Origin of the sequence: Candidatus Microbacterium colombiense (genome assembly GCA_029203165.1) — a bacterium.
Taxonomy (GTDB): domain Bacteria; phylum Actinomycetota; class Actinomycetes; order Actinomycetales; family Microbacteriaceae; genus Microbacterium; species Microbacterium colombiense.
In genome coordinates, this window is sequence record CP119308.1 from 1,791,792 (window position 1) to 1,815,479 (window position 23,688).

The 23,688-nt window shown below is 68.7% G+C and carries 24 protein-coding genes and 1 pseudogene; 15 read left to right on the plus strand and 10 right to left on the minus strand.

The genetic code is table 11. The features are described 5' to 3' along the window. Window positions 1–131: 131 nt before the first annotated feature. The 3 genes from P0Y60_08580 (at window position 132) to P0Y60_08590 (ending at window position 4,073) form a co-directional block, all read left to right on the plus strand. Window positions 132–1,586: a GuaB1 family IMP dehydrogenase-related protein gene (locus P0Y60_08580; GenBank protein WEK62764.1), complete on the plus strand. Its 1,455-nt coding sequence runs from the start codon at window positions 132–134 to the stop codon at window positions 1,584–1,586. A 112-nt stretch (window positions 1,587–1,698) separates the two neighbouring features. After that, window positions 1,699–3,015, plus strand: coding sequence for a hemolysin family protein (locus P0Y60_08585; protein ID WEK62765.1), 1,317 nt, complete (start codon window positions 1,699–1,701; stop codon window positions 3,013–3,015). Beyond that, entirely contained in the window at window positions 3,012–4,073 is a 1,062-nt protein-coding gene (locus tag P0Y60_08590; GenBank protein WEK62766.1) for a hemolysin family protein, read from the plus strand. The genes P0Y60_08585 and P0Y60_08590 overlap by 4 nt, the downstream gene beginning before the upstream one ends. 64 nt (window positions 4,074–4,137) lie before the next feature. Here P0Y60_08590 and P0Y60_08595 read toward each other — a convergent pair whose 3' ends face one another. Beyond that, entirely contained in the window at window positions 4,138–5,205 is a 1,068-nt protein-coding gene (locus tag P0Y60_08595; protein ID WEK62767.1) for an NADH:flavin oxidoreductase/NADH oxidase, read from the minus strand. Between the two features lie 56 nt (window positions 5,206–5,261). Between P0Y60_08595 and P0Y60_08600 the strand changes: the two genes are divergently transcribed. From P0Y60_08600 to P0Y60_08610, 3 genes are read left to right on the plus strand one after another with little or no spacing between them, the layout of a single operon-like run. Further along, window positions 5,262–6,110 (plus strand): NAD(P)H-hydrate dehydratase, encoded by an 849-nt coding sequence (locus P0Y60_08600; protein ID WEK62768.1) that lies wholly within the window; start codon window positions 5,262–5,264, stop codon window positions 6,108–6,110. Next, window positions 6,107–7,345 (plus strand): hypothetical protein, encoded by a 1,239-nt coding sequence (locus P0Y60_08605; protein ID WEK62769.1) that lies wholly within the window; start codon window positions 6,107–6,109, stop codon window positions 7,343–7,345. The genes P0Y60_08600 and P0Y60_08605 overlap by 4 nt, the downstream gene beginning before the upstream one ends. Window positions 7,346–7,348: 3 nt before the next feature. Then, on the plus strand, window positions 7,349–7,678 hold the full coding sequence (locus tag P0Y60_08610; GenBank protein WEK62770.1) for a thiamine-binding protein: 330 nt from the start codon (window positions 7,349–7,351) through the stop codon (window positions 7,676–7,678). Window positions 7,679–7,705: 27 nt separating this feature from the next. Here P0Y60_08610 and P0Y60_08615 read toward each other — a convergent pair whose 3' ends face one another. Beyond that, window positions 7,706–8,161, minus strand: coding sequence for a DUF2000 domain-containing protein (locus P0Y60_08615; protein ID WEK62771.1), 456 nt, complete (start codon window positions 8,159–8,161; stop codon window positions 7,706–7,708). A gap of 49 nt (window positions 8,162–8,210) precedes the next feature. On the opposite strand from P0Y60_08615, the gene P0Y60_08620 reads away from it, so the two are divergent. Genes P0Y60_08620 through P0Y60_08630 form a run of 3 tightly spaced genes read left to right on the plus strand, consistent with a single transcriptional unit; the run spans window position 8,211 to window position 10,866 of the window. Further along, window positions 8,211–9,002, plus strand: a complete 792-nt coding sequence (locus tag P0Y60_08620; GenBank protein ID WEK62772.1) for an AraC family transcriptional regulator — start codon at window positions 8,211–8,213, stop codon at window positions 9,000–9,002. Between the two features lie 4 nt (window positions 9,003–9,006). Beyond that, the gene (locus P0Y60_08625) at window positions 9,007–10,230 is read left to right on the plus strand and encodes an MFS transporter (GenBank protein WEK62773.1); all 1,224 of its coding nucleotides are present in this window, start codon (window positions 9,007–9,009) and stop codon (window positions 10,228–10,230) included. A gap of 9 nt (window positions 10,231–10,239) precedes the next feature. Then, window positions 10,240–10,866, plus strand: a complete 627-nt coding sequence (locus P0Y60_08630) for an NUDIX domain-containing protein (GenBank protein WEK62774.1) — start codon at window positions 10,240–10,242, stop codon at window positions 10,864–10,866. On the opposite strand, the gene P0Y60_08635 is transcribed toward P0Y60_08630, so the two are convergent. Together P0Y60_08635 and P0Y60_08640 are read right to left on the minus strand one after the other, a co-directional pair. Further along, the gene (locus P0Y60_08635; GenBank protein WEK62775.1) at window positions 10,859–12,067 is read right to left on the minus strand and encodes a homoserine O-acetyltransferase; all 1,209 of its coding nucleotides are present in this window, start codon (window positions 12,065–12,067) and stop codon (window positions 10,859–10,861) included. The genes P0Y60_08630 and P0Y60_08635 overlap by 8 nt on opposite strands. Before the next feature lie 151 nt (window positions 12,068–12,218). Then, on the minus strand, window positions 12,219–13,541 hold the full coding sequence (locus P0Y60_08640) for a bifunctional o-acetylhomoserine/o-acetylserine sulfhydrylase (protein ID WEK62776.1): 1,323 nt from the start codon (window positions 13,539–13,541) through the stop codon (window positions 12,219–12,221). A 147-nt stretch (window positions 13,542–13,688) separates the two neighbouring features. On the opposite strand from P0Y60_08640, the gene P0Y60_08645 reads away from it, so the two are divergent. The 3 genes and pseudogenes from P0Y60_08645 to P0Y60_08655 all read left to right on the plus strand — a co-directional run bounded on the left by P0Y60_08645 (window position 13,689) and on the right by P0Y60_08655 (window position 15,783). Further along, window positions 13,689–14,471 carry an SDR family oxidoreductase gene (locus tag P0Y60_08645; protein WEK62777.1) on the plus strand — a complete coding sequence of 261 codons (783 nt, stop codon included), beginning with the start codon at window positions 13,689–13,691 and terminating at the stop codon, window positions 14,469–14,471. Between the two features lie 9 nt (window positions 14,472–14,480). Continuing rightward, the gene (locus tag P0Y60_08650; protein WEK62778.1) at window positions 14,481–15,194 is read left to right on the plus strand and encodes a uracil-DNA glycosylase; all 714 of its coding nucleotides are present in this window, start codon (window positions 14,481–14,483) and stop codon (window positions 15,192–15,194) included. Window positions 15,195–15,198: 4 nt separating this feature from the next. After that, window positions 15,199–15,783: pseudogene (locus tag P0Y60_08655) on the plus strand (GNAT family N-acetyltransferase). Between the two features lie 36 nt (window positions 15,784–15,819). On the opposite strand, the gene P0Y60_08660 reads toward P0Y60_08655, so the two are convergent. The 6 genes from P0Y60_08660 to P0Y60_08685 all read right to left on the minus strand — a co-directional run bounded on the left by P0Y60_08660 (window position 15,820) and on the right by P0Y60_08685 (window position 21,762). Next, the gene (locus P0Y60_08660) at window positions 15,820–16,611 is read right to left on the minus strand and encodes an ATP-binding cassette domain-containing protein (protein WEK62884.1); all 792 of its coding nucleotides are present in this window, start codon (window positions 16,609–16,611) and stop codon (window positions 15,820–15,822) included. After that, window positions 16,608–17,399: an ABC transporter ATP-binding protein gene (locus tag P0Y60_08665; protein WEK62779.1), complete on the minus strand. Its 792-nt coding sequence runs from the start codon at window positions 17,397–17,399 to the stop codon at window positions 16,608–16,610. The genes P0Y60_08660 and P0Y60_08665 overlap by 4 nt, the downstream gene beginning before the upstream one ends. Then, a complete protein-coding gene (locus P0Y60_08670; protein WEK62780.1) occupies window positions 17,396–18,265 on the minus strand; it encodes an ABC transporter permease in 870 nt (289 codons plus the stop codon). The genes P0Y60_08665 and P0Y60_08670 overlap by 4 nt, the downstream gene beginning before the upstream one ends. Continuing rightward, on the minus strand, window positions 18,262–19,212 hold the full coding sequence (locus tag P0Y60_08675) for an ABC transporter permease (GenBank protein ID WEK62781.1): 951 nt from the start codon (window positions 19,210–19,212) through the stop codon (window positions 18,262–18,264). Before P0Y60_08675 ends, P0Y60_08670 begins: the two co-directional genes overlap by 4 nt. An 18-nt stretch (window positions 19,213–19,230) precedes the next feature. Next, window positions 19,231–20,742 carry an ABC transporter substrate-binding protein gene (locus tag P0Y60_08680; protein ID WEK62782.1) on the minus strand — a complete coding sequence of 504 codons (1,512 nt, stop codon included), beginning with the start codon at window positions 20,740–20,742 and terminating at the stop codon, window positions 19,231–19,233. Window positions 20,743–20,835: 93 nt separating this feature from the next. Further along, window positions 20,836–21,762 (minus strand): alpha/beta hydrolase, encoded by a 927-nt coding sequence (locus P0Y60_08685; protein WEK62783.1) that lies wholly within the window; start codon window positions 21,760–21,762, stop codon window positions 20,836–20,838. Window positions 21,763–21,933: 171 nt separating this feature from the next. Here P0Y60_08685 and P0Y60_08690 point away from each other — a divergent pair, with 171 nt between their 5' ends. The 3 genes from P0Y60_08690 to P0Y60_08700 all read left to right on the plus strand — a co-directional run bounded on the left by P0Y60_08690 (window position 21,934) and on the right by P0Y60_08700 (window position 23,685). Continuing rightward, window positions 21,934–22,434 (plus strand): carboxymuconolactone decarboxylase family protein, encoded by a 501-nt coding sequence (locus tag P0Y60_08690; GenBank protein WEK62784.1) that lies wholly within the window; start codon window positions 21,934–21,936, stop codon window positions 22,432–22,434. Beyond that, window positions 22,431–23,147 carry a tyrosine-protein phosphatase gene (locus P0Y60_08695; protein WEK62785.1) on the plus strand — a complete coding sequence of 239 codons (717 nt, stop codon included), beginning with the start codon at window positions 22,431–22,433 and terminating at the stop codon, window positions 23,145–23,147. Before P0Y60_08690 ends, P0Y60_08695 begins: the two co-directional genes overlap by 4 nt. 61 nt (window positions 23,148–23,208) lie before the next feature. Continuing rightward, the gene (locus tag P0Y60_08700) at window positions 23,209–23,685 is read left to right on the plus strand and encodes an SIP domain-containing protein (protein WEK62786.1); all 477 of its coding nucleotides are present in this window, start codon (window positions 23,209–23,211) and stop codon (window positions 23,683–23,685) included. Window positions 23,686–23,688: the final 3 nt, after the last annotated feature.

The window sequence follows — 23,688 nt, forward strand, 5'->3', positions numbered from 1 at the left end:
CACTGTGTTGGCACGCGGCGCAAAGATGCGCCGGGGCTCGCACACTCTCGACCAACAAGCCTAACGTGTTTCCCCCGGCGAATCGTCGAAGCCATGCGCCCAGATGTTCCCGATCTGGGTACCGTGGAGGCATGGAGTTCTCTGGTGAACAACCGACCGTCGATCTGACCTACTCGGACGTGTTCCTGGTGCCGCGCCGATCCGCGGTCACCAGCCGGCTCCAGGTCGATCTCGCACCGAACGACGGGACACCGGCGACCCTCCCTCTCGTGGCATCGAACATGAACTCGGTCACCGGCCCTCGGCTCGCGGCCGTTCTCGCCCGGCGCGGCGGGATCGGCGTGCTCCCGCAGGACATGCCTCTACAGGATCTCGACAGGGCGATCCGCGAGGTCAAGGAACAGCCGGTGCTGTGGGACACACCGCTCGTGCTGCCGCCCGAGGCGCCCGTGTCCGAGGCGCTCCGGCTCCTGCCGGCCACTCCCGGGCACGGCATCGTCGTGGCCCAGGGAACCGGCGCGATCGATGTCGACCAGATCCTCGGCATCCTCCCGGCGACCCGCCTGGCGACGGCGCTCCCCGACGCGCAGCTGGGAGACCTGGTCCGATCAGGCACGCCCTCGTTGGACGCCGACGACATCGGATCCGAGCGCCACGCGTTCGACGTGATCACCGAGGCCGGGGTCGAGATGGTCACCGTGATCCACCACGGGCACCTCGTGGGCACGCTGAGCGCTCGCAGCGCCCTGCGCTCGACGCTGTACGGTCCGGCGGTCGACGCCCAGGGACGCCTCGCTGTCGCCGCTGCGGTCGGCATCAACGGCGACGTCGCCTCGAAGGCCAGGGCACTCGCGGCCGCAGGGGTGGACGTGCTCGTCGTCGACACCGCCCACGGTCACCAGGAGGGGATGCTGCGCGCCCTGCAGACGGTGTCCGCCCTCGGACTGGGACTCCCGATCGTGGCGGGCAACATCGTCACCGCCGATGGCGTGCACGACCTCGTCGATGCCGGCGCGACGATCCTCAAGGTCGGTGTCGGTCCGGGGGCGATGTGCACGACGCGCATGATGACGGCCGTCGGACGCCCGCAGTTCTCCGCCGTGCTCGAGACGGCGCAGGCCGCGAAGGAACTCGGTGCACACGTCTGGGCGGACGGCGGGGTCCGCTACCCCCGCGACGTGGCCCTCGCGCTCGCCGCCGGCGCGGCATCCGTGATGGTCGGCTCGTGGTTCGCGGGCACGATCGAGGCGCCCGGTGCGCTGCAGCGCGACGGCGACGGGCGCATCTACAAGGAATCGTGGGGCATGGCGTCGACGAAAGCCGTGCAGGCGCGGTTCGAGCGACTCGACGCCTACGAGCGTGCCCGCAAAGAGCTGTTCGCGGAAGGGATCTCGTCGTCGAAGATCTACCTCGATCCGCTCCGACCGGGGCTCGAGGATCTGCTCGACATGATCACCTCGGGTGTGCGTTCCTCCTTCACGTACGCAGGGGCGTCGTCGGTGGACGAGTTCCACGAACGCGCACTCGTGGGCCTGCAGTCCGCCGCCGGATACGAGGAAGGCAAGGCGCTGCCGGTCAGTTGGTGACCTGCAGCGCACTCTCGGCAGATTTCGGTAGAATCGTCGGCACCATGGACGACCCTCCCAGTTGCAGTACTTCGCCCCACTGTCCGCCTCTCTCACCGGAGAGGAACCTCTGATGGACTACATCATGTTGGGCGTGGGGCTCCTGCTCACGGTCGGCACCGGCCTGTTCGTCGCGAGCGAGTTCGCGCTGGTCAATCTCGACCGAGCCGAACTCGAAGCGCGGCAGGCCCGCGGTGAGTCGCGATTGGTCCTCACGATCAGCGCACTCAAGCACACGTCGACGCACCTCTCATCGGCACAGCTCGGCATCACGCTGACCACCCTGCTGACCGGTTACACGATGGAACCGGCGCTGTCGAACCTGCTGCGTCCGACGTTCGTCGCCTGGAATCTTCCCGAGGCCGTCGTGTCGCCGATCGCGACGATCGTCGCCATGCTCGTCGCCACTGTGCTGTCGATGATCCTCGGCGAACTCGTGCCAAAGAACTTCGCTCTCGCGCTCCCGCGGGAGACCGCCAAGCTCGTGATCCCCTTCCAGGTCGCCTTCACGACCGTCTTCAAGCCCGCGATCGTCGTGCTCAACGGCAGCGCCAACGGGGTGCTGCGCAGCATGGGGATCGAGCCGAAGGAAGAGCTCTCGGGCGCTCGCAGTGCCGAGGAGCTCTCCTCGCTGGTCCGCCGCTCGGCGAACGCGGGCGTGCTCGAGGCGGACACCGCGACCCTGCTCGATCGCACTCTGACCTTCGCCCGCCTCACCGCGGCCGATGTGATGACGGCGCGACCGAGCATGCACGCGATCGCCGCCGGCGACTCGGCCGACGAGGTCATCCAGCTCGCGCGACGCACCGGCCACAGCCGATTCCCCGTATATGACGACGACCTCGACGACATCACCGGCGTCGTGCACCTCAAGGCCGCGATCTCGGTGCCGCGGGATCGTCGTGCCGAGGTTCCCGTCGGTGCGCTCTCGACCGAGCCGCTGCGCGTGCCGGAGACGGTGCACGTCGACGCTCTGATCTCCGAGCTGCGCGCACGCGGGTACCAGCTTGCGGTTGTCGTCGACGAATACGGCGGCACGGCAGGTCTGGTCACGCTCGAAGACCTGGTCGAGGAACTCGTCGGCGAGGTCGCCGATGAGCACGACCGCACGAGGGCAGGCGTGATCCGCGGACGTGACGGCGTCACGTTCCCGGGTGAGCTGCGGCCGGACGAGCTCCGGCAGCGCGCCGGGGTCGATGTGCCCGAGGGAGAGGTCTACGACACGATCGGCGGCTATGTGATGAGCGTTCTCGAGCGTGTGCCTACGGTCGGCGACGAGGTGCCCGTCGACAGCGGCATCCTGCAGGTCGTCCGTATGGACGGGCGGCGCGTCGATCGCATCCGCTACCTGCCCAGTCCGAACCAGCTCGGAGAGGAGGCCACCCGATGAACGATTGGGGAGGACTCGCCTGGCTGGTCGTGCTGCTCGTGGCCAACGCCTTCTTCGTCGGCGCCGAATTCGCGGTGATCTCCGCGCGGCGCTCTCAGATCGAACCCCGTGCCGAACAGGGATCCCGCGCGGCGAAGACGGCCCTGTACGCGATGGAGCACGCGACGCTGATGCTGGCGACCTCGCAGCTCGGCATCACGATCTGCTCGCTGCTCATCCTGAACGTCTCCGAGCCCGCGATCCACCACCTGTTGTCGGTGCCGCTGCACGCGATCGGTTGGGCGGACGGCGTCGTCGATGCGGTCTCGTTCACGATCGCGCTGCTGATCGTCTCGTTCCTGCACGTCGTGTTCGGTGAGATGGTTCCGAAGAACCTCGCGTTCTCGGTGCCCGACCGGGCCGTGCTGATCCTCGCGCCACCGCTCGTGTGGGTCTCGAAGGTCTTCATGCCCGTGATCTGGGCGTTGAACGCCGCGGCCAACGGCGTGCTCCGCCTGTTCCGCGTCGAGCCGAAGAACGAGGCGGCGTCGACGTTCACGCTCGACGAGGTGGCGACGATCGTGAGCCAGTCCCGGCGCGAGGGCGTGCTGATGGATGCCGCCGGCACCGTCGCCGCCGCGGTGGAGTTCACCGACAAGAAGGCGCGAGACGTGGCCGTGCCCCTCAGCGAGCTGGTCACACTGCCGCAGTCGACCACCCCGGACGACATCGAGAAGGCGGTCGCGAAGTACGGGTTCTCCCGGTACGTGATCGTCGACGACGAGGCCGTCCCGATCGGCTACGTGCATCTGAAGGACATCCTGCGGGCGTCCGAAGGACCGGATGCCGAGGCGAAGATGATCGAGCCGCTCCCGGCCAAGCGCATCCACCACATGGTGCCGGTGCAGGAGGACACGGACCTCGAAGACGCCCTGGCCGTGATGCGCCGCGCGGGTCGGCACCTCGCCAAGGTCCGCGATGCCGAGGGGAACACCACCGCGGTGCTGTTCCTCGAAGACATCCTGGAGGAGCTCGTCGGAGAGGTGCAGGACGCGACGCGTCGCGTGCGCGGCCACTGACCCGCGCCCCACACAGAGACAGGCCGCCGATCTCTCGGAGATCGGCGGCTTGTCTCGTTCCGGTTCAGCGCCAGTGGGCGCGTTCGTACTGCGGGGGCCAGGAGACCTCGGCGCCGAGCTCATGTGCCGCACGGAGGGCGAAGTGCGGGTCGCGCAACCATTCGCGCCCGGCGAAGATCGCATCGGCCGCGCCCTCCGCCAGTACCTGCTCGGCCTGCTCGCCCGCGGTGATGAGACCGACGGCCGAGACGGCGATACGCCCGCCCTGTCGCACCGTCTCCGCCAGCGGCACCTGATACCCGGGGAAGACATCGATGCGCTGGTGGGCGACCAGGCCGCCGCTGGACACGTCGATCAGATCCGCCCCGCGCTCGGTGGCCCACTCGCCCACGGACGCGGCCTCCTCGGGCGTGAATCCGCCCTCGGCATGGTCGGTGGCCGAGATCCGCACGAACAGCGGCACCTCCTCACCCACCGCGGCACGCACGGCATCGACTACACGCAGGAGCAGGCGAGCCCGGTTCTCCAACGCCCCGCCGTACTCGTCTTCGCGAAGGTTCGAGAGGGGCGAGAGGAACTGATGCAGCAGATAGCCGTGTGCGCCGTGGATCTCGAGTACATCGAACCCGGCATCCACCGCACGACGTGCGGCGCCGGCGAACGCCTCGACCACGGCGTCGATACCGGCGGCGTCGAGTGCGCGCGGCTCGGCGAACCCGGCAAAGGCGATGGCCGAGGGGGCGACGGTCGACCACCCGCCCTGCGCGTCGGGCACGGAGCCGCGCTCGTCGGCCCACGGCCACCAGGTCGACGCCTTGCGCCCGGCATGGGCGAGTTGTACGCCCGCCCGCGCACCACGATCGTGGATCGCCTCGACGATCGGCGCCCAGGCGTCGCGCTGCGCGTCGCTCCACAACCCCGCATCGCGCGGCGAGATGCGCCCCTCCGGTACGACCGACGTCGCCTCCGCGACGATGAGTCCGGCGCCGCCCGAGGCGAACTGCGCGAGGTGGGTGTGGTGCCACTCCTGCACGACACCGTCGACGGCGCTGTACATGCACATGGGAGACACCCACAACCGGTTGCGGAAGGTGACGGATCGGATGTTCAGCGTCGAGAAGAGGATGCTCACCGTTCGACGGTACTCCGAGCGGCATGACCCGGGGGCCGTCCGGCTAACGTGGAGTCATGGTCGATGTTCGCGAGTGGTCCCGGGGCGATACCGCGCGATTCCTGCGGGTGCCCGACGCGGCGGACGACAAGTACTCGCGCGGAGTGGTCGCACTGCGCACCGGATCGGCCGCGTATCCGGGCGCTGCCGTGCTCGGCACGGAGGCCGCATGGCGCGCGGGCGCGGGCTTCGTGCGATTCGTGGGAGAGGGACGTGCCGCCGACGCGGTGCTCGCCCGTCGCCCCGAGACGGTCGTGGGATCGGATGTCGGGCGCTCGCGGATCGATGCCTGGGTGATCGGTTCCGGTACGGATGCCGCCACACGCACCGGGGACGAGACCGCGGCACTGCGTGAGATCCTCGACGGTTCCACCCGCGTGGTGGTGGATGCCGGAGCGCTCGACCTCGCCCCCGGCAGCCGGGCGCCCCTCCTCGTGACTCCCCACGCGGGCGAGTTCGCGCGGCTGTGTTCGCAGCTGGGACTGTCGCCGGCGGATGACGCTCATCGGGAGCAGGCGGTCGTCGAGCTCGCCGCGCGCCTCGGGGGAACGGTGCTGCTCAAGGGAGCGCGCACACTCGTCGCGGACGCATCCGGTGCGGTGATCGAGGTCTCCGCCGGCACCGGATGGCTCGCCACGGCGGGCACCGGTGACGTCCTCGCCGGCGTGCTGGGCGCACTGCTCGCGGCGAATCCGCACTCGTCGGTCATCGAGATCGCCGCCGCAGGCGCCTGGCTGCATGGATATGCGGGCAGATCGGCCGCCGGCATCCTGGGCGCGGGAGGGCAGCGCGGGCCCGGACACCCGATCGTGGCGCTGGACGTGGCGGAGTCGTTGCCACGCGCGATCTCCGACCTGCTCGCATGACCCGTCTGACCGCCGCCCGCGTCACCGCGCTGTGGGTCGTCTTCCTCGCCGTCCACGTCGTGACGAGCCTCGTGGGATGGATCTACCCCAGTCAGCCGATGGGCGATGTGGTGCTCGTGTACGAACCGTGGGCGTCGTCGGCGGTGAACGGCGGGGCGATCGTCGGAGTCACGCAGACGTGGGTGTACCCGCAACTCGCGCTCGTGCCGATGCTGCTCGCCAAAGGGCTCTCGATGCCGCTGGTGCCGCTGCTGGGAGCATCGAGCGCGTACCTGATCGCCTGGGCGGTCATGGTCACGGTGCTCGACGTGCTCGCGTTCGCGGTGCTGCTCGGGCGTTCCCCGTCTCGCCCGCGGATCACTGCTGCGTGGTTCTGGTCCGTAGCGCTGCTGCTGCTCGGGCCGATCGCCCTGTACCGGATCGACGCGGTCACCGTCCCCATCGCCGTCGTGGGCGGGCTCTGGCTCGCCACGCGGCCCGCGCTCGCCGCAGCGCTGCTCACGATCGGCGCCTGGATCAAGATCTGGCCGGGCGCACTCGTCATCGCCGCCGTCGTGGCTGCGCGGGCGCGCCTGCGCATCCTGCTCGCCGCCGCGGCGGTGACGGCGGGCGTCGTGGTCGGCCTCGTGCTCCTCGGCGCCGACGACGAGATCCTCGGATTCCTCACCCAGCAGACGGGGCGAGGGCTGCAGATCGAAGCGGTCGCGGCGACCCCGTTCCTCTGGCTCGCGGTGGCGGGAGCTGCCCGCATCGAGTACAGCTACGAGATCCTCACCTTCCAGATCTCGGCGGACGGGGTCGACATCGTCCAGTCCCTCCTCACGCCGCTGATGGTCGTCGTCGTCGCTGCCGTCACCGCGATCGGTGCGGCGAAGACGGTGCGGGGAGCGTCGTTCTCTCGTCTGTTCCCGCCACTCGCGCTGTCGCTCGTCGTCGCTCTCATCGTGACGAACAAGGTCGGGTCTCCCCAGTTCCAGACGTGGCTCATCGCCCCGGTCGCGATCTGGCTCGTACTGGACGTGACACGCGCACGCGTTCCCGCGCTGCTCGTCGCCGTGCTCTGCGCACTCACCTGTCTCGTCTACCCGCTCAGCTATGACGCGCTGCTGTCCGCGCAGCTGCTGCCGGTGCTCGTCCTGTCGCTGCGCAACCTGCTTCTCATCGTGCTGCTCATCGTCGGCATCCGCGCTCTCGTGCGTGTGCCCGCCGTCCGTCCCTCTACCCATCGGGAGTGAACCATGCTGATCGCCTTCTCCGTCGCACCGAGCGGAACCCCCGCCGAAGGTCCCGAACGCACGGATGCATCCGTGCACGACGCCGTCGCCGCGGCCGTGAAGGTGGTGCGCGAGTCGGGCCTCCCGCACCGCACCACCAGCATGTTCACCGAGATCGAGGGGCCGGACTGGGACACGGTCATGGACGTCGTCAAGCGCGCCACCGAAGCCGTCATGCCGTTCGGGTCGCGCGTCTCCCTGGTGCTCAAGGCCGACATCCGCCCCGGATACTCCGGTGAGCTCGATGCGAAGATCGAGCGGCTGGAGGCGGCGATCGACGAGTCGGGGGAGTAGCCCGGCCCTACCGAGCCGTCTGCGCGGTCACCCGTGAAGGCGGGCTCCCTTCAGGATGCGATCCACCGCGTTGCGAGGCCCGCGCAACGCGAGTCCGACGAGGTCGAGGTCGGCGGATCGCACGGACGCCACTGCGGCGCGATTCGCGTCGTCGTGTCCCGTGTCGAACAACGGACGCGTGTAGATGGCGACCGAGATGTCGCCGCGCGCGGTCGCCTTCGTGCGAGCGCTCTGCAGCAGCGCGAGCTCTCCCGTCATCACGAGGACGGGTTGTCGCAGCATCGGAAGGTAGACGGTCCCGTCGCCGTCGACGTACGGCTCTCCCGTCAGACCGTTCGCGCTCACGGCGATGCCCGACATGAGGAAGGCCGTGACGTTGAGCTCCTGCCACGGTGCAAGGTCGCTGCTCAGAAGAACGGCGACCTTGGTGTCGAAGAGTGGGAAGGATGCCGGATGGGCGGGGGCGATCGTTGTCGTGCTCATGACTCCACGATCTCGCCGGGCGCATGGTCTCGTCTTGTACGTTTCTTGCATGACGCAACGCACCCGGGCATGGCACCCACCCGTGCCCGCGTTGCGAGAGGTCTATCACGCCTCGTTCGGCCACGCCTATCCGATGCACTCGCACGACGGGTGGGCGGTGATGCTCGTCGATGAAGGGGCCGTCGCCTACGACCTGGATCGATCACAGCATCTCGCCACGCCGCAGGCGCTGACGTTGCTCCCACCGGGCGTTCCCCACGACGGCAGATCCACGGTCGAGGGGAGGATCTATCGCAAGAGGGTCCTGTACCTCGACAGCGCATGGCTGCCCGAGCGCGCGACTGGTGCCGCGGCCGTGCAGCCCACGCTCGCCGATGCGGAGGCGCTGGCTGAAGCGAAGCGCATCCACGCCGCGTTGCGCGATCCCGGTGATCTGATGGCCGCGGAGCACTGGACGCTCATGCTCCAGCGACGCGTCCTCGCCCGCTTGGGCGCGCCGCACGCGACCCTGCGGGATGCGCCCATGGCGCGCCGGGTTCGCGACTACCTCGACGAGCGGTTCACCGAGTCGTTCACGATCGCGGAGATCGCCACGCAGCTCGGTGCCCACCCCAGCCACCTGGCTCGAGTCTTCTCGCAGAACTACGGTCTTGCGCCGCACCAGTACGTGGTCAGCCGTCGCATCGACCTCGCCCGACGGCTGCTCGTGGACGGCGCGCGACCGGCGATGGCCGCCGCTGACGCCGGCTTCCACGACCAGGCGCATATGACGCGGCACTTCCGCCGCGTGCTCGGGACGACGCCGGGGGCGTTCACACACCCTTCGAGACCGCTAAGCTGATCCGGTGAATCCCTCGACTGAATCGAGGGGTGCGGCGAAGAGGGCGCTCCTCTCTCTCGCCATAGGCAGCTTCGGAATCGGCATGACCGAGTTCGTCATCATGGGGCTGCTGCCCAACATCGCATCCGACCTGCTCCCCGCCCTCTCGGCGACGAGCACGGAGGATGCGCTGAGTCAGGCCGGCTGGCTGATCTCGCTCTACGCCTTGGGTGTCGTGATCGGCGCGCCGACGATCGCGGGCTTCGTCGCGCGATACCCGCGGCACCGCGTGATGATCGTGCTCGCCCTCGCGCTGACACTCTTCAACGCTCTCACCGTGGTGCTCCCGACGTTCGAACTCGTCGGGGTCTCCCGTTTCCTGGCCGGGCTCCCGCACGGTGCCTACTTCGGCATCGGCGCACTCGTCGCCGCTGACGTCATGGGCCCGGGCAATCGCGCCAAGGGTGTCGCGTTCATCCTCACCGGGCTCACCGTCGCCAACGTGGTCGGGGTGCCGCTGGGCACGTACCTCGGTCAGCAGTGGGGATGGCGTGCGGCGTTCGCGGTCGTCACCCTCGTGTTCGCCCTCGCCGCGCTGTGCATCGCGGTGTTCGTGCCGAAGCATCCCGGGCAGCCGGGCCGCACGATGCGTCAGGAGCTCGGCGTCTTCCGCATCCCGCAGGTGTGGTTCACGCTCGGTGTCGGTGCGATCGGCTTCGGCGGCTTCTTCGCCGTCTACAGCTACATCGCTCCGCTCGTGACCGAGATCGCGGGCACGCCGGACTGGGTCGTTCCGATCGTGCTGGTGTTGATGGGGATCGGGATGACGGCGGGAAACCTCGTCGGGGGTCACCTCGCCGACATCGATCTGCGACGCACACTCCTGATCGGCCTCGCGGCGATGGCCGGCGTCTTCGCGCTGCTCGCCCTCGCCTCGTTCTGGATCGTGAGCCTGAGCCTGATGGTGCTGATCGTCGGTTTCGTCTCGTCGGTGCTCAGCCCGACCATTCAGACGCGTCTGATGGACGTGGCCGGCGACAACCAGTCGATCGCGGCCGCGATGAACCACTCGGCGCTCAACATCGGCAACAGCCTCGGTGCGTTCCTGGGTGGTGCCGTGATCGCCGCAGGGTGGGGCTTCACCGCACCGGCGTGGACGGGAGCGGCGCTCGCGGTGGCCGGTCTTCTGATCGCACTGCTGTCGTTCCGCATCGAGGCGCGCCGCCCGGCTGCGCTCGTCGCGTCGTAGAGTGACGGGGTGATCGACCCCGAAGACGACGTCGATGAGACGCTGCCCGTCGCCGGCACGGTCGTGCTGCTGCGCCCGTCCCGCAAGGGATTCGAGGTGCTGCTGATGCGTCGACCGGACCGCGGCTCTTTCGCGGGCGCCTGGGTGTTCCCGGGCGGCAAGGTCGAAGACACCGACGTCCGAGAGGGGGACGGCGAGATCGAGAACGCGCGACGTGCAGGGATCAGGGAGACGTTCGAAGAGGTGGGACTCCTCGTCGACGGACTCGTGGCGCTGTCGCGGTGGAGTCCGCCGCGCGAGGCGCCGACCCGCATCCGCACGTGGTTCTTCCTCGCGACCGCGCCGGACCACCGCCCGGAACCGTCGGCGGACGAGGTCGCCGAGCTGATCTGGGCGAGCCCTGCCGAGGCCCTCGCGCGCCACGGCGCGGGGGAGTGGAGGCTGTTCCCTCCGACCTGGGTGACGCTCCACACACTCTCCGCGTTCACAGATGTACCCTCCGCGCTGTCGTCCGGAGCGGGAGTCGAATCGTTCCGTACGCGGGTGCTCGACGGGGGCGGCGCCTTCGCCTGGGATCAGGGGCGCCTGGAGGCGGAGACGCTCCCGTGGAGATTCGTGGCCAGCGACCTCAGCTGACCATCAGGCGACGCAGATGCGCCCCGACGGCCTCGCTCTCGATCAGGAATCCGTCGTGTCCGAAGTCGCTGACCAGCACGACCGCGTCGTGGCCGTCGAGCGTGTTCGGGATGCTGCGGGCGATACGATGCTGGCCGTCGACGGGGAACAGGCGATCGCTGTCGATCCCCAGCACGAGGGTGGTCGCGGTGATGGTGCGCAGGGCCTCCTCGACCCCGCCGCGGTCGCGGCCGACATCGTGGGAGTTCATCGCCTCGACCAGCGTGATGTAGCTGTTGGCGTCGAAGCGGCGCGTGAACTTGTTGCCGTGGAAGTCGAGGTACGACTCGACGGCGAAGCGTCCGCCGTGTCCGAGCGGTGACACATCCGACTGCCACGAGCGCTGGAACCTCTGATTCAGCTCGATCGGGCTGCGGTAGTTCAACAGGGCCATGCGGCGCGCGAGGGCCAATCCGCGGTGCGGTCCGTCGCCGTCGCCGAGGTCGTAGTACTCCCCGCCCTGGAAACGGGGATCCATGCGGATCGTGCCCAGCTGCACGGTGTTCAACGCGATCTGGTCGGCTGTCGTCACCGGCGGCGACGACAGCACGGCCAGGCGCTCCACGCGCTCCGGATGCGTCGCGGCCCACTCGAGGGCATGCATGCCGCCCATCGATCCGCCGATCACGGCGGCCCAGCGGTCCACGCCCAGCGCATCGGCGAGCAGGACCTGGGCTGCGACCTGGTCGCGGATCGTCAGGTACGGGAACCGGGAGGCCCACTCGTAACCGTCGGGCGCGATGCTCGCGGGGCCGGTCGATCCCTGGCACCCACCCAGCATGTTCGGCGCGATGACGAACCAGCGCTCGGTGTCCAGAGGTGCGCCGGGTCCTGTGAGGTCTTCCCACCAGCCTGCCGTGGGGTGGCCGGCTCCCGCCGGTCCGCGCACGTGGCTGTCGCCGGTGAGGGCGTGCAGCACCAGCACGGCGTTGTCACGCGCGGCGTTCAGTTCGCCCCACGTCTCGTAGGCGAGGCGGATGCCGGGCAGCTCGGTGCCGTTCTCGGTGCGGAACGCCCCGAGCGATGCGAAACGACGACCACCGACGGGGTCGCCGTCGCGCCAGGCGCCGGTTGCGGGTGGTCGCGCGCGGAGAAGGCGCACGTCGGCCTCCGTCACGGGTGCCGAGGGCACCGTGTCCTCGGAGGTCGTCTGCCAGTCCATGTGTCCATTCTCGCCTGGCCCGGCCGTGGCGACCCGAACGTTACGGCTTCCGGGCGCGGCGCGGGGTCGTCGTGCCGTCGAGGGCGCGCGTCCTGCACGCACGAATGCCCCGGACCGGAGTCCGGGGCATTCGTGATGCTGCGTATCTGACTCAGGCGCGAGCGGCCTCAGAGACCCGGCGAGCGGCGGCGAGCGCCTGGTCGAGGTCGGCCTTGAGGTCGTCGATGTTCTCGATGCCCACAGAGAGGCGCACGAGACCCGGGGTGACGCCCGCGGTGAGCTGCTGCTCCGGCGTCAGCTGGGCGTGCGTGGTGGACGCCGGGTGGATGACGAGCGAGCGCACGTCACCGATGTTGGCGAGGTGGCTGAACAGCGACAGGCTGTTGACGAACTCGCGACCGGCCTCCACGCCGCCCTTGAGCTCGAACGAGAGCACCGCGCCGACACCCTTGGGGGCGTACTGGTTCGCCTTCGCGTACCAGGGCGAGGATGGCAGACCCGAGTAGTTGACCGTCGCGACATCGTCACGGCTGTCGAGCCACTCGGCGATCTCCTGCGCGTTCTGCACGTGGCGCTCGATGCGCAGCGACAGCGTCTCGATGCCCTGGATGAGGTTCCAGGCGCTCTGCGGGGAGATCGCGGAGCCGAGGTCGCGCAGCAGCTGCACGCGCGCCTTGATGATGTAGGCGAGCGGGTCGCCGACAGCGGCGGTGTAGCTGGCGCCGTGGTACGAGGGGTCCGGAACCGTGAGGCCGGGGAACTTGTCGACGTTCTTCGACCACTCGAACGAGCCGCCGTCGATGATCGCGCCGCCGATGGTGGTGCCGTGGCCGCCGAGGAACTTGGTGACCGAGTGCACGACGATGTCGGCGCCGAACTCGAACGGACGGATCAGGTACGGGGTCGCGATCGTGTTGTCGACGATGAGCGGCACGCCGGCCTCGTGAGCGACGTCGGCGACCGTGCGGATGTCGAGGATGTTGATCTGCGGGTTGCCGATGGTCTCCGCGAAGAACAGCTTCGTGTTCGGGCGCACCGCGCGGCGCCATTCCTCGGCGTCGTCCTGGTTCTCGACGAAGGTGACCTCGATGCCGAGCTTCGCGAGTGTGTACTTGAAGAGGTTGTAGGTGCCGCCGTAGATCGAGCTGGAGGCGACGAAGTGATCGCCCGCCTCGGCGATGTTCAGGATCGCGAACGTCGATGCGGCTTGTCCGCTGGCGAGGACGAGGGCGCCCGTTCCGCCTTCCAGGGCGGCGAGACGCTGCTCCAGCACATCCTGGGTGGGGTTCTGGATGCGGGTGTAGATGTTGCCGAACTCGGCCAGTGCGAACAGGTTCGCTGCGTGGTCCGCGCTGTCGAACACGTACGAGGTGGTCTGGTAGATCGGCGTGGCACGAGCCTTGGTGACCGGGTCGGGCGCGGCACCCGAGTGGATCTGCTTGGTCTCGAAGCGCCAGGTCTCGGGTGCGGACATGTGTTCCCCCTGGAACGTGTGGATGGGCGGATGGCGGATGCCGTTTCAGCGAGAGTACGGAATATTCCCACCTGTCAACAATGAGTGGGAAATGTGACGTAACAGTCTGAGACGCCGAGAAGACGCGGAACATCGTACGGTGGAGGCATGGTCAACAGACGTGCAGTGGTGACAGGTGCGAGCTCGGGAATCGGTGCGGCGACGGTGCGTGCGCTCCGTTCGCGCGGATGGGACGTCGTCGGCGTCGCGCGGCGGGAGGATCGGCTTGCGGCCCTCGTCGCCGAGACCGGCGCTTCGGCGATCGCGTGTGATCTGACCGATGACCTGGCGGTCGACGCGCTCGTGGCAGAGCTCGAGAAGTCCGGCCCCGTGCACGCGCTCGTGCAGGTCGCCGGCGGTGCGCGCGGCACGGATCGCGTCGAGAACGCCTCGACCGACGACTGGCAGTGGATGTTCGACGCGAACGTGCTGGCGACGCAGCGACTCGTCGCCAGCCTGCTTCCGCAGCTGCGTCGTGCGGCCGCGGCCGACGGGCACGCGGACACCGTCTTCGTCACGTCGACCGCAGCGCAGACGGCGTACGCCGGAGGCGCGGGCTACAACGCCGCCAAGGCCGCAGAGGCGATGCTCGTTCGGGTGCTGCGCCAAGAGCTCAACGGCGAGCCGATCCGTGTCGTCGAGATCGCGCCGGGCATGGTGCACACCGAGGAGTTCACGCTGAACCGGCTCGGAGGGGACTCGGTCGCGGCGGAAGCCGTCTACGCCGGCGTCGAAGCGCCTCTCGTGGCAGACGACGTCGCCGACGTGATCGCCTACGCGCTCGAATCGCCCGGTCACGTGAACCTCGACCTGATCACGATGCGGCCGGTCGCGCAGTCCGCCCAGCATCTTCTCGCCCGCGGTCCGCTGCGTGTGCGTTCCCTCGACTGAGGGTCGATGATGGCGCGTTCCCTCGCCGAACTCGCGGCGGACGGACAGATCGATGCGGGCTGGGCCGACGCCCTCGCTCCTGTGCAGGGCGTGATCACTGAACTCGGCGATCGACTCCGCGCCGAGCAGGGGGCCGGCCGTGGCTACCTCCCGGCGGGCGACCACGTGCTCCGCGCCTTCCAGCGACCGCTGTCAGGCGTGCGGGTGCTCATCACCGGGCAGGACCCCTATCCCACACCGGGGCATCCGATCGGTCTCTCCTTCGCGGTCGATCGCGACGTGCGCCCGCTGCCGCGGAGTCTCTCGAACATCTACAAGGAGCGCGAGACCGACCTCGGCATCCCGCCCGCGCCGCACGGCGACCTCACGGCCTGGAGTGACCAGGGTGTGCTGCTGCTCAACCGAGTGCTCACCGTGCAGCCCGGCGCCGCGGCCTCTCACCGCGGCTGGGGGTGGGAGGCGGTGACCGAGCTCGCGATCCGCACGCTCGTCGCGCGGGACCAGCCGCTCGTCGCGATCCTGTGGGGGAAGGACGCCGCCAACCTGCAGCCGTTGCTCGGTGATACGCCGGTGATCGCCTCGGCGCACCCCTCACCGCTGTCCGCACGCCGGGGCTTCTTCGGCTCCCGCCCCTTCTCCCGCGCCAACGCACTCCTGGAGGGACTCGGAGCGGAGCCCGTGGACTGGCGGGTGGAGGGCGAGGCGCTCCGTTCCCTAAGCTGAGCGCATGCAGTTCGAACCGGGGGACCGTCGCCGTGTCCTTCCGCGTCATCTGCGCCCCGCAGCGCCCGCCGAGGTGTTCGCCTACGCGATCCGCCCGGTGCGGGCGTCGGATCTGGCTCACGTCCGAGAGATCTACAACCATTTCGTGAGCAACTCCGCGGTCACCCTCGACGAGCGGCGCAGCAGCATCCCTTACTGGCGCGAGAAGTTCGCCCTGCTCACCCGGCTGGATCTGCCGTTCCTCGTCGCCGTCTCACCGGCCGGGGTCGTGATGGGTTACGCCCTCGCGCAGCCGTGGGCGGGCAAGAACGCCTACCGGTACACCGTCGAGGACTCGATCTATCTCGGACCCGGCGCCGGAGGCAAGGGGCTCGGAGCCGCGCTGCTGCAGGCCCTGATCGACGCCTGCGAGCAGAAGGGCATCCGTGAGATGGTCGCCGTGATCAGCGACAGCGGCGCGGAGGCGTCGATCCGGCTGCACGCGAAGCTCGGCTTCGTCGAGGCCGGGCGCATGGGCCGCGTCGGCTACAAGTTCGGTCGCGAGCTCGGAACCGTGTACATGCGCCGCGTGCTGCGCCCGAGCGGGCGCTCGTCCCCGAGGCCTGTTCTCGTCGAGCCGCGGACGTTAGCCGCCGGACGGGATCACGGGGATCGCCGACAGCAGAGCCTTCGTGTACGCATGCTGGGGCCGCAGCAGGACGTCCGACACGGAGCCCCGCTCGACGACGGCGCCGTCCTTCATCACCACGACCGTGTCGCAGAGGTTCTGCACGACGCCGATGTCATGCGACACCAACACGAGTGTCAGGTCGGTCGTCCGCCGCAGTTCGATCAGCAGTTCGAGGATCTGTGCGCGCACCGTGACGTCGAGCGCCGACAGCGGCTCGTCGCCGACCAGGATGCGCGGTCGGTGCACGATCGCGCGGGCGATCGCGATCCGCTGGCGTTGCCCGCCCGACAACTCGTGCGGGTAGCGCTCGGCCATCTCGGCATCCAGCCCGACCTGCACGAGAACCTCGTGGACGCGCGCGCGATGATCGCCCTCGATCCTCAGCGCCCACAGCGGTTCCGCGACGATCTGGGCGGCCGTCATGCGCGGGTCGAGTGACGCGTATGGGTCCTGGAAGACCAGCCCGGTCTCTCGACGCAACCAGTGGAGGGACTTCGCGGATGCGGCGGCATCCACTTTTCGCCCGTCGATGCTGACCGTGCCCGACGTCGCACGGTCGAGGCCGAGGAGGAGGCGGATGAGCGTGGACTTGCCCGAACCCGATTCGCCGATGATGCCCACCGAGGAACCGGCGACGACATCGAGATCGGTCGGCTGCAGCGCCGTCTGGGTGCGAGTGCGCTCGAAGGTCGACCGCTTCGGCACGAAGAAGTCCCGGCGGAGACCGCGCGCTTCGATCAGGCTCATCGTTCGCCTCCGTCCGGCCGCCACAGCGTCGCCGTGGCGTCGCGCAGTAGTCCCCGGGTGATCGGCGAGGTCGGCGCCGTGAGCAGATGCTGCACGGAGGCGGCCTCGACGACACGTCCGTGCTCGAGCACGACGCCCTCGGTCGCGACCTGCGCGAGCACGGCGAGATCATGCGTGATGAACACCAGCGACATGCCCTGCTCCTCGACCAGAGAGAGCAGCAGCGAGAGGATCTCGGCCTGGATCGTCACGTCGAGGGCGGTGGTCGGTTCGTCGGCGATCAGCAGTTTCGGGCGGCAGGCCAGCGCCATCGCGATCGCCACGCGCTGGCGTTGGCCCCCGGAGAGCTGATGCGGGTAGCGGTCCACGATCGATTCGGGGTCGGGCAGGCGTACGCGGGAGGCTTCCGCGATCGCCCGCTCGCGTGCCTCGCGTCGACCGACCTTCTCGTGGATGCGGATCGATTCCGCGATCTGACGTCCGACGGTGCGGATGGGGTTGAGAGCGGTCCGCGGCTCCTGGAACACGATGCCGATGTCGTCTCCGCGCAGCCTCGCCAGTTCGCGGTCGGGCATGCCGATCAATTCGATGCCGTTCCAGCGGATGCTCCCGCTCGCGCTGGCACCATCGGGGAGCAACCCGAGAGCGGCCAAGGCTGTCAGCGACTTACCCGAACCCGATTCCCCGATCAGTCCGAGACGCGCGCCGTCGGGTACCTCGAAGGAGATGCCGTCGACCACGCGCCGTCCGTCGATCGTGATCACCAGGTCTTGCACGGAGAGCGTCATGCGACCACCGCCGGGGTGTGGATCTCGGCGGCGCGGTGGCGCAGCGTCGGATCGGTCGCCTCGCGCAGGCCGTCGCCGAGCAGATTGAGCGCCAGGACCGTGAGCGTGATCGTGAGACCGGGCCAGATGACCGACAGGGGATGCACGCCGATGTAGCGCTGCAGATCGGCGAGGAGGATTCCCCAGCTCGGCTCGACCACGGAGGCACCGAATCCGAGATAGGACAGACCGGCCTCGGCGAGCACGGCCACGGCCATCGACCACGAGAGCTGCACGATGAACACCGGTGCGACGTTGGGGAGCAGATGACGCATCAGGCTCTGCGACGGCGTGAGCCCGGACGCGCGCGCGGCGAGCACGAAATCGCTCTGCTGCACGCGCCGTAGTTCGGGTCGCGTGACACGGGCGATGTTCACGCCGAACCCGATGCCGACAGCCCAGATCACCACCCAGAGCGACCCGCCCCAGACCGACGAGATCATCATGGCGATCAGCAGGACGGGGAACGCGATCAGGATGTCGACCAACACCGCGACGGTCTCGCGCAGCCAGCGCGCGGTGAGCGCGCCCAGGGCTGCCAGGCTGATGCCGACGACCGTGGCCACCACTCCGGCGCCGACGCTGACGAACACCGTGGTTCGCGCTCCCGCCATGATCAGGCTGAGGATGTCACGGCCGGTGTCGTCGGTTCCGAGCAGATGCGGCCAGCTCGGCGGGAGCCAGCGGTCGCCGATGTTCGAGGACTGCGGGTCGAAGGGCGTCCAGAAGAGCGAGACGAGAGCGGTCAACGCGACGATCGCGACGACGATCACTCCGAAGCGGCCGGTGGCGGTCGCCCAGAGCCTGCCGAGAACGCGGGGGATCATGCGGCCTCCCTCTGCCGGGGGTCGATCGCGCGGTGCAGCAGATCAACGAGGAAGCCGATGACCAGCACGAAGCCGGTGAGCACCAGCAACTCGCTCTGCACCTTGATGAGGTCGCGGGTGCCGACATCGGCCACGAGCATCCGCCCGATGCCGGGGAGCGTGAACAACTGCTCGATCACCACGGAACCGACGATGATGCCGGCGATCTGCAGACCCAGCACGGTGATGATCGACAGCCCCACAGCGGGGATGCCGTGCTGGATCAGCGCTCGCGTGCGGGTGAGGCCCTTGGCCGCGGCGGTGCGCACGAAGTCCTGCCCGGCGGCCTGCAGCGTCGCACTGCGCACGAAACGCATGAGCATGGCTCCTTCGACGATGCCGATCGTCAGAGCGGGGAGCAGGAGCGCCTCGATGGCCCTGCCCGGGGTCGACCATCCGGTGCGGGGAAACCCCTGCGGGGGCAACCAGCCCAGCCAGACGGAGAACACGACGATGAGCATCATGCCGGCCCAGACCACGGGGACCGCGGCCAGCGCCTGTGCGCCGACGCTCAGCGCCGTGCCGCCGCGACGACCCCGCAGCAGTGCGGCCATGATTCCGAACGGCACGGCGATGAGCACGGCGATCAGGAGGGACAGGATGCCGAGCGGCACCGTGACCTGCGCCTTGAGGAACAGCTCTTCACCGACCGACGCACCCGACAGGAGCGAGGTGCCGAGATCGCCTCGGAAGATCCCGCCGATCCAGTCGGTGTACTGGGTGAGGAGAGGCTGATTCAGCCCGAGCGACTCCCGCAAGGCGTCGACCTCGGCCGGCGAGGCCTGGGTGCCGGCGATCAGTTGTGCGACATCGCCGGGGAAGACGCGCAGCGTGAGGAAGATGAGCGCGCTCGACACGAGGAGCCCTGCGATCAGCAGGGCTCCTCGGACGAGCGCGTAGCGGAGCACGGAGTCGGGGGCCGGTTCTTACTTCTCGGCCGAGACGACGACGCCCGCGAGGTTGATGCGTGAGTTGATCGAATCCTCGGGGAAGCCCGAGACGATCGGGCTCACCGCGGTGATGGTCTCACCGTTGTAGAGCCAGTCCGCCGCGTGGTCCTCCGACACGATGCGCGCCGCCTTCGCGAGCAGGTCCGCCGCCTTGTCGGGGTCGACCTCTGCCTGCGCCTGCGTGTAGAGGTCCTGCACCTCGGTGTTGTCGTAGCCGAAGTAGTAGTCCGGGTTGGCGAAGTTGCCGAAGTCGCGCGGCTCGACGTGCAGCACGAAGCTCAGGTCGTAGTCGTGGTTCGTGTAGACGTCTTCGAGCCAGGTCGGGAATTCCACCGCGTTGACGTCGAGGGTCACGCCGACCTTGTTGAAGTCGGAGATGAGTACCTTGGGCACGGTGGTGCCGTAGAACGACGGGATGGTGAGGGTCAACTCGAGGTCTTCCTGACCGGCCTCGGCCAGCAGTGACTTCGCCTTCTCGGGGTCGTAGGAGATCACGTCGGAGAGGTCCTCGTAGCCCGGGTCGAGCTCGGGGATCGGGCCGAACAGGGTGGTACCGGCGCCGACGGCTTCGATGAGTGCCTCGTGATCGATGGCGAGGCGCAGGGCCTCACGCACGCGCACGTCGTCGAGGGGAGCCTTCTGGTTGTTGAAGGCCAGCGTCGCCTTGTCGGTCGTGCGACCCTTCGTGAGGGTGAAGTCGCCCTCGAGCTGCGACGCCAGGTTCGGGTCGACGGCGGTGAGCACGTCGACGTCTCCGGCGATGGCGGCGTTGACGCCGGCCGTGAAGTCAGGGATGTACTGGAACTCGACCTCGGCCACTCCGGCCTTGTCGCCCCAGTAGTCGTCGTTGCGCGCGAACGTGATGGTGCTGCCCTTGTTCCATCGCGTGAGGGTGAAGGGACCGGTGCCGTTCTCAGCGGTCTTCAGGTCGGTGCTGTCGCCCTTCTTGAATACGAGGCCCGCGGGTCCCGTCAGCGCGAACAGGAAGTTCTGATTCGGCTCCGAGAGCACGATCTCGACGGTGGTCGCGTCCGGCGCAGTGATCGAGGCGACGGAGGCGAACTCCGCGTTGCCCTGCACAGTGGCATCGGTGCGGACGGTCTCGTACGACGCCACGACATCAGCCGAGGTCAGTGCCGTCCCGTCGTGGAACGCCAGCGCGTCGTTGAGCGTGAAGGTGTAGGTGAGGCCGTCGGAGGAGACTTCGTAGTCCGAGGCGAGCCGGCCTTCGATCTCGTTGTCCTGCGTGCGGGTGACGAGCCCTTCGTAGATGTTGTCGATCAGGATCTGCTCGATCGCGGCTCCGCTCGTGTGGCGGATGTCGAGGTTGGTGGGCTCGAGCACGAGACCCACGTGCAGCGTGGCATCGGGGTCAGGCGTGCCGGTGGACGTGGCGGCGGGCTCAGGGGTGCCGGAGCAGGCGCTGAGGATCACGGCGGAGGCCGCGAGCGCGGATATCAGCGCGAGACGACGGGTACGACGGAACATGGACATTTCCTCTCGGTGCGGCAGGTGCTGTGTGCCGGTGGGACGAGCCTAGGGATCAGTGGTCGGGGTGCGGGTCGGGGGTGGAACGGAACGTCACAATCCCGCCAGGGAGAGGCGGGAGGCGATCTGGCCGGCGAGTTCGCGCGGTGCGGTCTCCTGCACGTTGTGCGTGGCATCCACGACGATGACCTGAGCCGACGGGACGCGGCGCTGGAATTCATCGGCGTCGGCGGCGCTCACGAATCCGCGCTCCGCGCGCACGAGTGTGAGGGGAGCGGTGACGCCGGCCAGGTCGTCCCAGCCGGTCTCGTGGAGCACGGACGGCGCGGTCTCGGATCCAACGTCATGGGCGGCAAGCGCCTGCGCGGCGAGATGGGCGAAGTGGTGCTTCCACTCGACCCGTCCGTCCGGCCGCACGCGGGTGTTGAGGAAGACGCCCCGCTCCGTCTCGGGACGGGTGCCTCCGAAGCCGAGGGAGATCGCCTTGTCCACGAGCTCGTCGCGCGTGGCGAAGTCGGTGGGGCCGGCGTAGAACTCCCGCAGGGCCGCGGGGCCTGCGCTCACGTCGATTCCCGGGGTGATGTCCACCACGATCAGGCCCGCGACGAGGTCGGGCCGCGCTGCGGCCAGCGCGGCACCCGTCAGACCTCCGAGCGACTGTCCGACGACCAGCTGTGGGGATGACGTCCACGCATCGAGGGCCGCGGCGACGTCGGCGGCGAGCGTGCGGGGGGAGTAGTCGCGATCCGCGCGCCACGAGGAGTCCCCGTGACCGGCGAGATCGATGGCGAGCAGAGGCCGTCCGAGTGCGAGGGAGGTGGTGTCCCACGTGTGGGCGTTGAGGCCTGCACCGTGGAGCAGGGTGACCTGGGGCTCGTCGGTGCCGAATCGCAGGGCACTCAGTGCGCGACCGTCGGGGAGCGGGAGAGTCAGGCGCTCCACTGTCGGAAGGGGTGCGCCCAGCGCATCGGCCTGTGCGGGAAGATAGCTGAACTCAGAGATGTCGATCGCCACGTGCATATTCTGCTCCCGATCCGCAGCACTCGGGAAATGCGGGATCAAGATGACAAACTAAGTCCTCATGTTTAGAAGCGTTTTGTTCATGTCTTGCGAATTTTGATTGTCGTTTCGCATTTCAGCCGGAAACGAGCGGAGCGATCAAAGGTGCCGCTCGCCGAATATCATGGAGCCATGAGCGAGACGCGAGTGCACCTGTCCAAGACCGAGCCGGCCGCGTATCAGGCGCTGGACGCGTTCTCGCGGACTGTCGGTGAGATCTGCGCGGCCAACGGCATCGACGAGCGGTTGAAGGAGCTCGTCATGATCCACTGCTCCCAGCTGAACGGCTGCGCATTCTGCGCGCGCATCCACGTCGATCGCGCGCTCGCCGCCGGCGTCGACACCGACACGCTGACTCAGATCCCTGCCTGGCGCGAGAGCGGCGTGTTCAGCGAGCGCGAGCGCGCCGCCCTCGAACTCGCCGAGGCGTTCACCTTCATCTCCGAAGAGGGCGTATCGGACGAGGTGTATGACACGGTCGGGAGCGTGTTCACCGAGAAGGAGTACGCCGCGCTCAGCTGGGCCTGCGTCTCGATCAACGCGTTCAACAGGATCGTGATCGCCGGTCGCTACCCGGTGCCCCCGCGCGCACCCCAGGGTGACGCGAAGGCTGCTGCGCAGGCGTCCGCATGACGATCCTCGACATCGACGGCGTCAACAACGTCCGCGACGTCGGTGGCATCCCGACATCGGATGGCGGCCGCATCCGCTCAGGTGTCCTGCTGCGCTCCGGTCAGCTCTCGGGCGCGACGGCGCAGGGCGCTGCGGCGTTGCGGGACCGAGTGCGACGCATCGTCGATCTCCGCGATGGCGAGGAGGTCGCCGCCGAACCGTCGGAGATCATCGGTCCGGAGACGACGCATCTACCGCTGTTCCTGGGGTCCGTGCGATCGTTCTTCGAGGCCGACACCAGCCTCGACGACCTCTATCTGCACCTGCTCGAGGAGAGCAGTGAGCGGCTCGTCGACGCGATTCGGATCATCGCCGCCGGAGAGCCCACCCTCGTGCACTGCACGGTCGGCAAAGACCGCACGGGAGTGACCGTGGCGCTGGCGCTCGCGGCCGTGGGGGCTGATCGTGACGCAGTGATCGCCGACTACGCCTTGACCGAGTCGCAGCTTCCTGCCCAGCGATCCCAGCGCATCGTCGCCTACCTGCAGGCGCAGCACCCGGAGGCGGTTCACGCGATCGCGCTCGCCACGCAGTCGCCCGCTCCCGTGATGCGGCAGCTGCTGGAGCAGATCGACGCGCGGTGGGGATCTGCGGCTGACTATCTCCGCGCGCATGGGTTGACGGATGCTGAATTGAGGGGGCTCGTCGCCGCTCTCGTCGAGCCCGCGGAGTAGTCGCCCAAAACATCCCGAGCAAGGTTAGGCAAGCCTTCACTTGGTGTACGATGGATGCACCATGGAAACCTCCCTCGACATCCGCAGCACACGCGCCGAGCGCCGTGCAGCCCGTCGACGCGCTCACCACCTGGTGACGGCCGATGAGCAGTCGCTCGCCGCGCTCGAGGTCTTCCTGGCGACGTTGCCGCTGTGTGCCTCCGGACGCATCTTCATCGAAGTACCCGATACGGGCGACATCGGAGTGATCGACGCTCCAGGGCGAATGACGGTCACCTGGCTGGCACGCGCGGCACGGACGGGTGCGCCCGGAACCGGTCGCGCCTGCGCTCCCGGCGAAGCCCTGGCACGCGCCACCTGCGCGTGGGCGGATGAGATGCTCTGCGATGATGATGCGGAAGCCGAGACGCATGTCACCCTTCTGGGCGGCTACCTCGGCACGGCCGACATCGTCGAGCATCTGACGACCACGCTCGGCATCGACTCTGCACACATCCACGCACCGGAGCGCTTCGGACTTCTCCGCTCCGAGCGCTGAGGT

What these genes read in the sequence shown, in the direction of transcription:
- P0Y60_08580 (WEK62764.1), top strand. Translation starts at nt 132, where the DNA reads ATGGAGTTCTCTGGTGAACAACCGACCGTCGATCTGACCTACTCGGAC.
- P0Y60_08585 (WEK62765.1), top strand. Translation starts at nt 1,699, where the DNA reads ATGGACTACATCATGTTGGGCGTGGGGCTCCTGCTCACGGTCGGCACC.
- P0Y60_08590 (WEK62766.1), top strand. Translation starts at nt 3,012, where the DNA reads ATGAACGATTGGGGAGGACTCGCCTGGCTGGTCGTGCTGCTCGTGGCC.
- P0Y60_08600 (WEK62768.1), top strand. Translation starts at nt 5,262, where the DNA reads ATGGTCGATGTTCGCGAGTGGTCCCGGGGCGATACCGCGCGATTCCTG.
- P0Y60_08605 (WEK62769.1), top strand. Translation starts at nt 6,107, where the DNA reads ATGACCCGTCTGACCGCCGCCCGCGTCACCGCGCTGTGGGTCGTCTTC.
- P0Y60_08610 (WEK62770.1), top strand. Translation starts at nt 7,349, where the DNA reads ATGCTGATCGCCTTCTCCGTCGCACCGAGCGGAACCCCCGCCGAAGGT.
- P0Y60_08615 (WEK62771.1), bottom strand. Translation starts at nt 8,161, where the DNA reads ATGAGCACGACAACGATCGCCCCCGCCCATCCGGCATCCTTCCCACTC.
- P0Y60_08620 (WEK62772.1), top strand. Translation starts at nt 8,211, where the DNA reads ATGACGCAACGCACCCGGGCATGGCACCCACCCGTGCCCGCGTTGCGA.
- P0Y60_08635 (WEK62775.1), bottom strand. Translation starts at nt 12,067, where the DNA reads ATGGACTGGCAGACGACCTCCGAGGACACGGTGCCCTCGGCACCCGTG.
- P0Y60_08640 (WEK62776.1), bottom strand. Translation starts at nt 13,541, where the DNA reads ATGTCCGCACCCGAGACCTGGCGCTTCGAGACCAAGCAGATCCACTCG.
- P0Y60_08645 (WEK62777.1), top strand. Translation starts at nt 13,689, where the DNA reads ATGGTCAACAGACGTGCAGTGGTGACAGGTGCGAGCTCGGGAATCGGT.
- P0Y60_08650 (WEK62778.1), top strand. Translation starts at nt 14,481, where the DNA reads ATGGCGCGTTCCCTCGCCGAACTCGCGGCGGACGGACAGATCGATGCG.
- P0Y60_08660 (WEK62884.1), bottom strand. Translation starts at nt 16,611, where the DNA reads ATGAGCCTGATCGAAGCGCGCGGTCTCCGCCGGGACTTCTTCGTGCCG.
- P0Y60_08665 (WEK62779.1), bottom strand. Translation starts at nt 17,399, where the DNA reads ATGACGCTCTCCGTGCAAGACCTGGTGATCACGATCGACGGACGGCGC.
- P0Y60_08670 (WEK62780.1), bottom strand. Translation starts at nt 18,265, where the DNA reads ATGATCCCCCGCGTTCTCGGCAGGCTCTGGGCGACCGCCACCGGCCGC.
- P0Y60_08680 (WEK62782.1), bottom strand. Translation starts at nt 20,742, where the DNA reads ATGTTCCGTCGTACCCGTCGTCTCGCGCTGATATCCGCGCTCGCGGCC.
- P0Y60_08685 (WEK62783.1), bottom strand. Translation starts at nt 21,762, where the DNA reads ATGCACGTGGCGATCGACATCTCTGAGTTCAGCTATCTTCCCGCACAG.
- P0Y60_08690 (WEK62784.1), top strand. Translation starts at nt 21,934, where the DNA reads ATGAGCGAGACGCGAGTGCACCTGTCCAAGACCGAGCCGGCCGCGTAT.
- P0Y60_08695 (WEK62785.1), top strand. Translation starts at nt 22,431, where the DNA reads ATGACGATCCTCGACATCGACGGCGTCAACAACGTCCGCGACGTCGGT.
- P0Y60_08700 (WEK62786.1), top strand. Translation starts at nt 23,209, where the DNA reads ATGGAAACCTCCCTCGACATCCGCAGCACACGCGCCGAGCGCCGTGCA.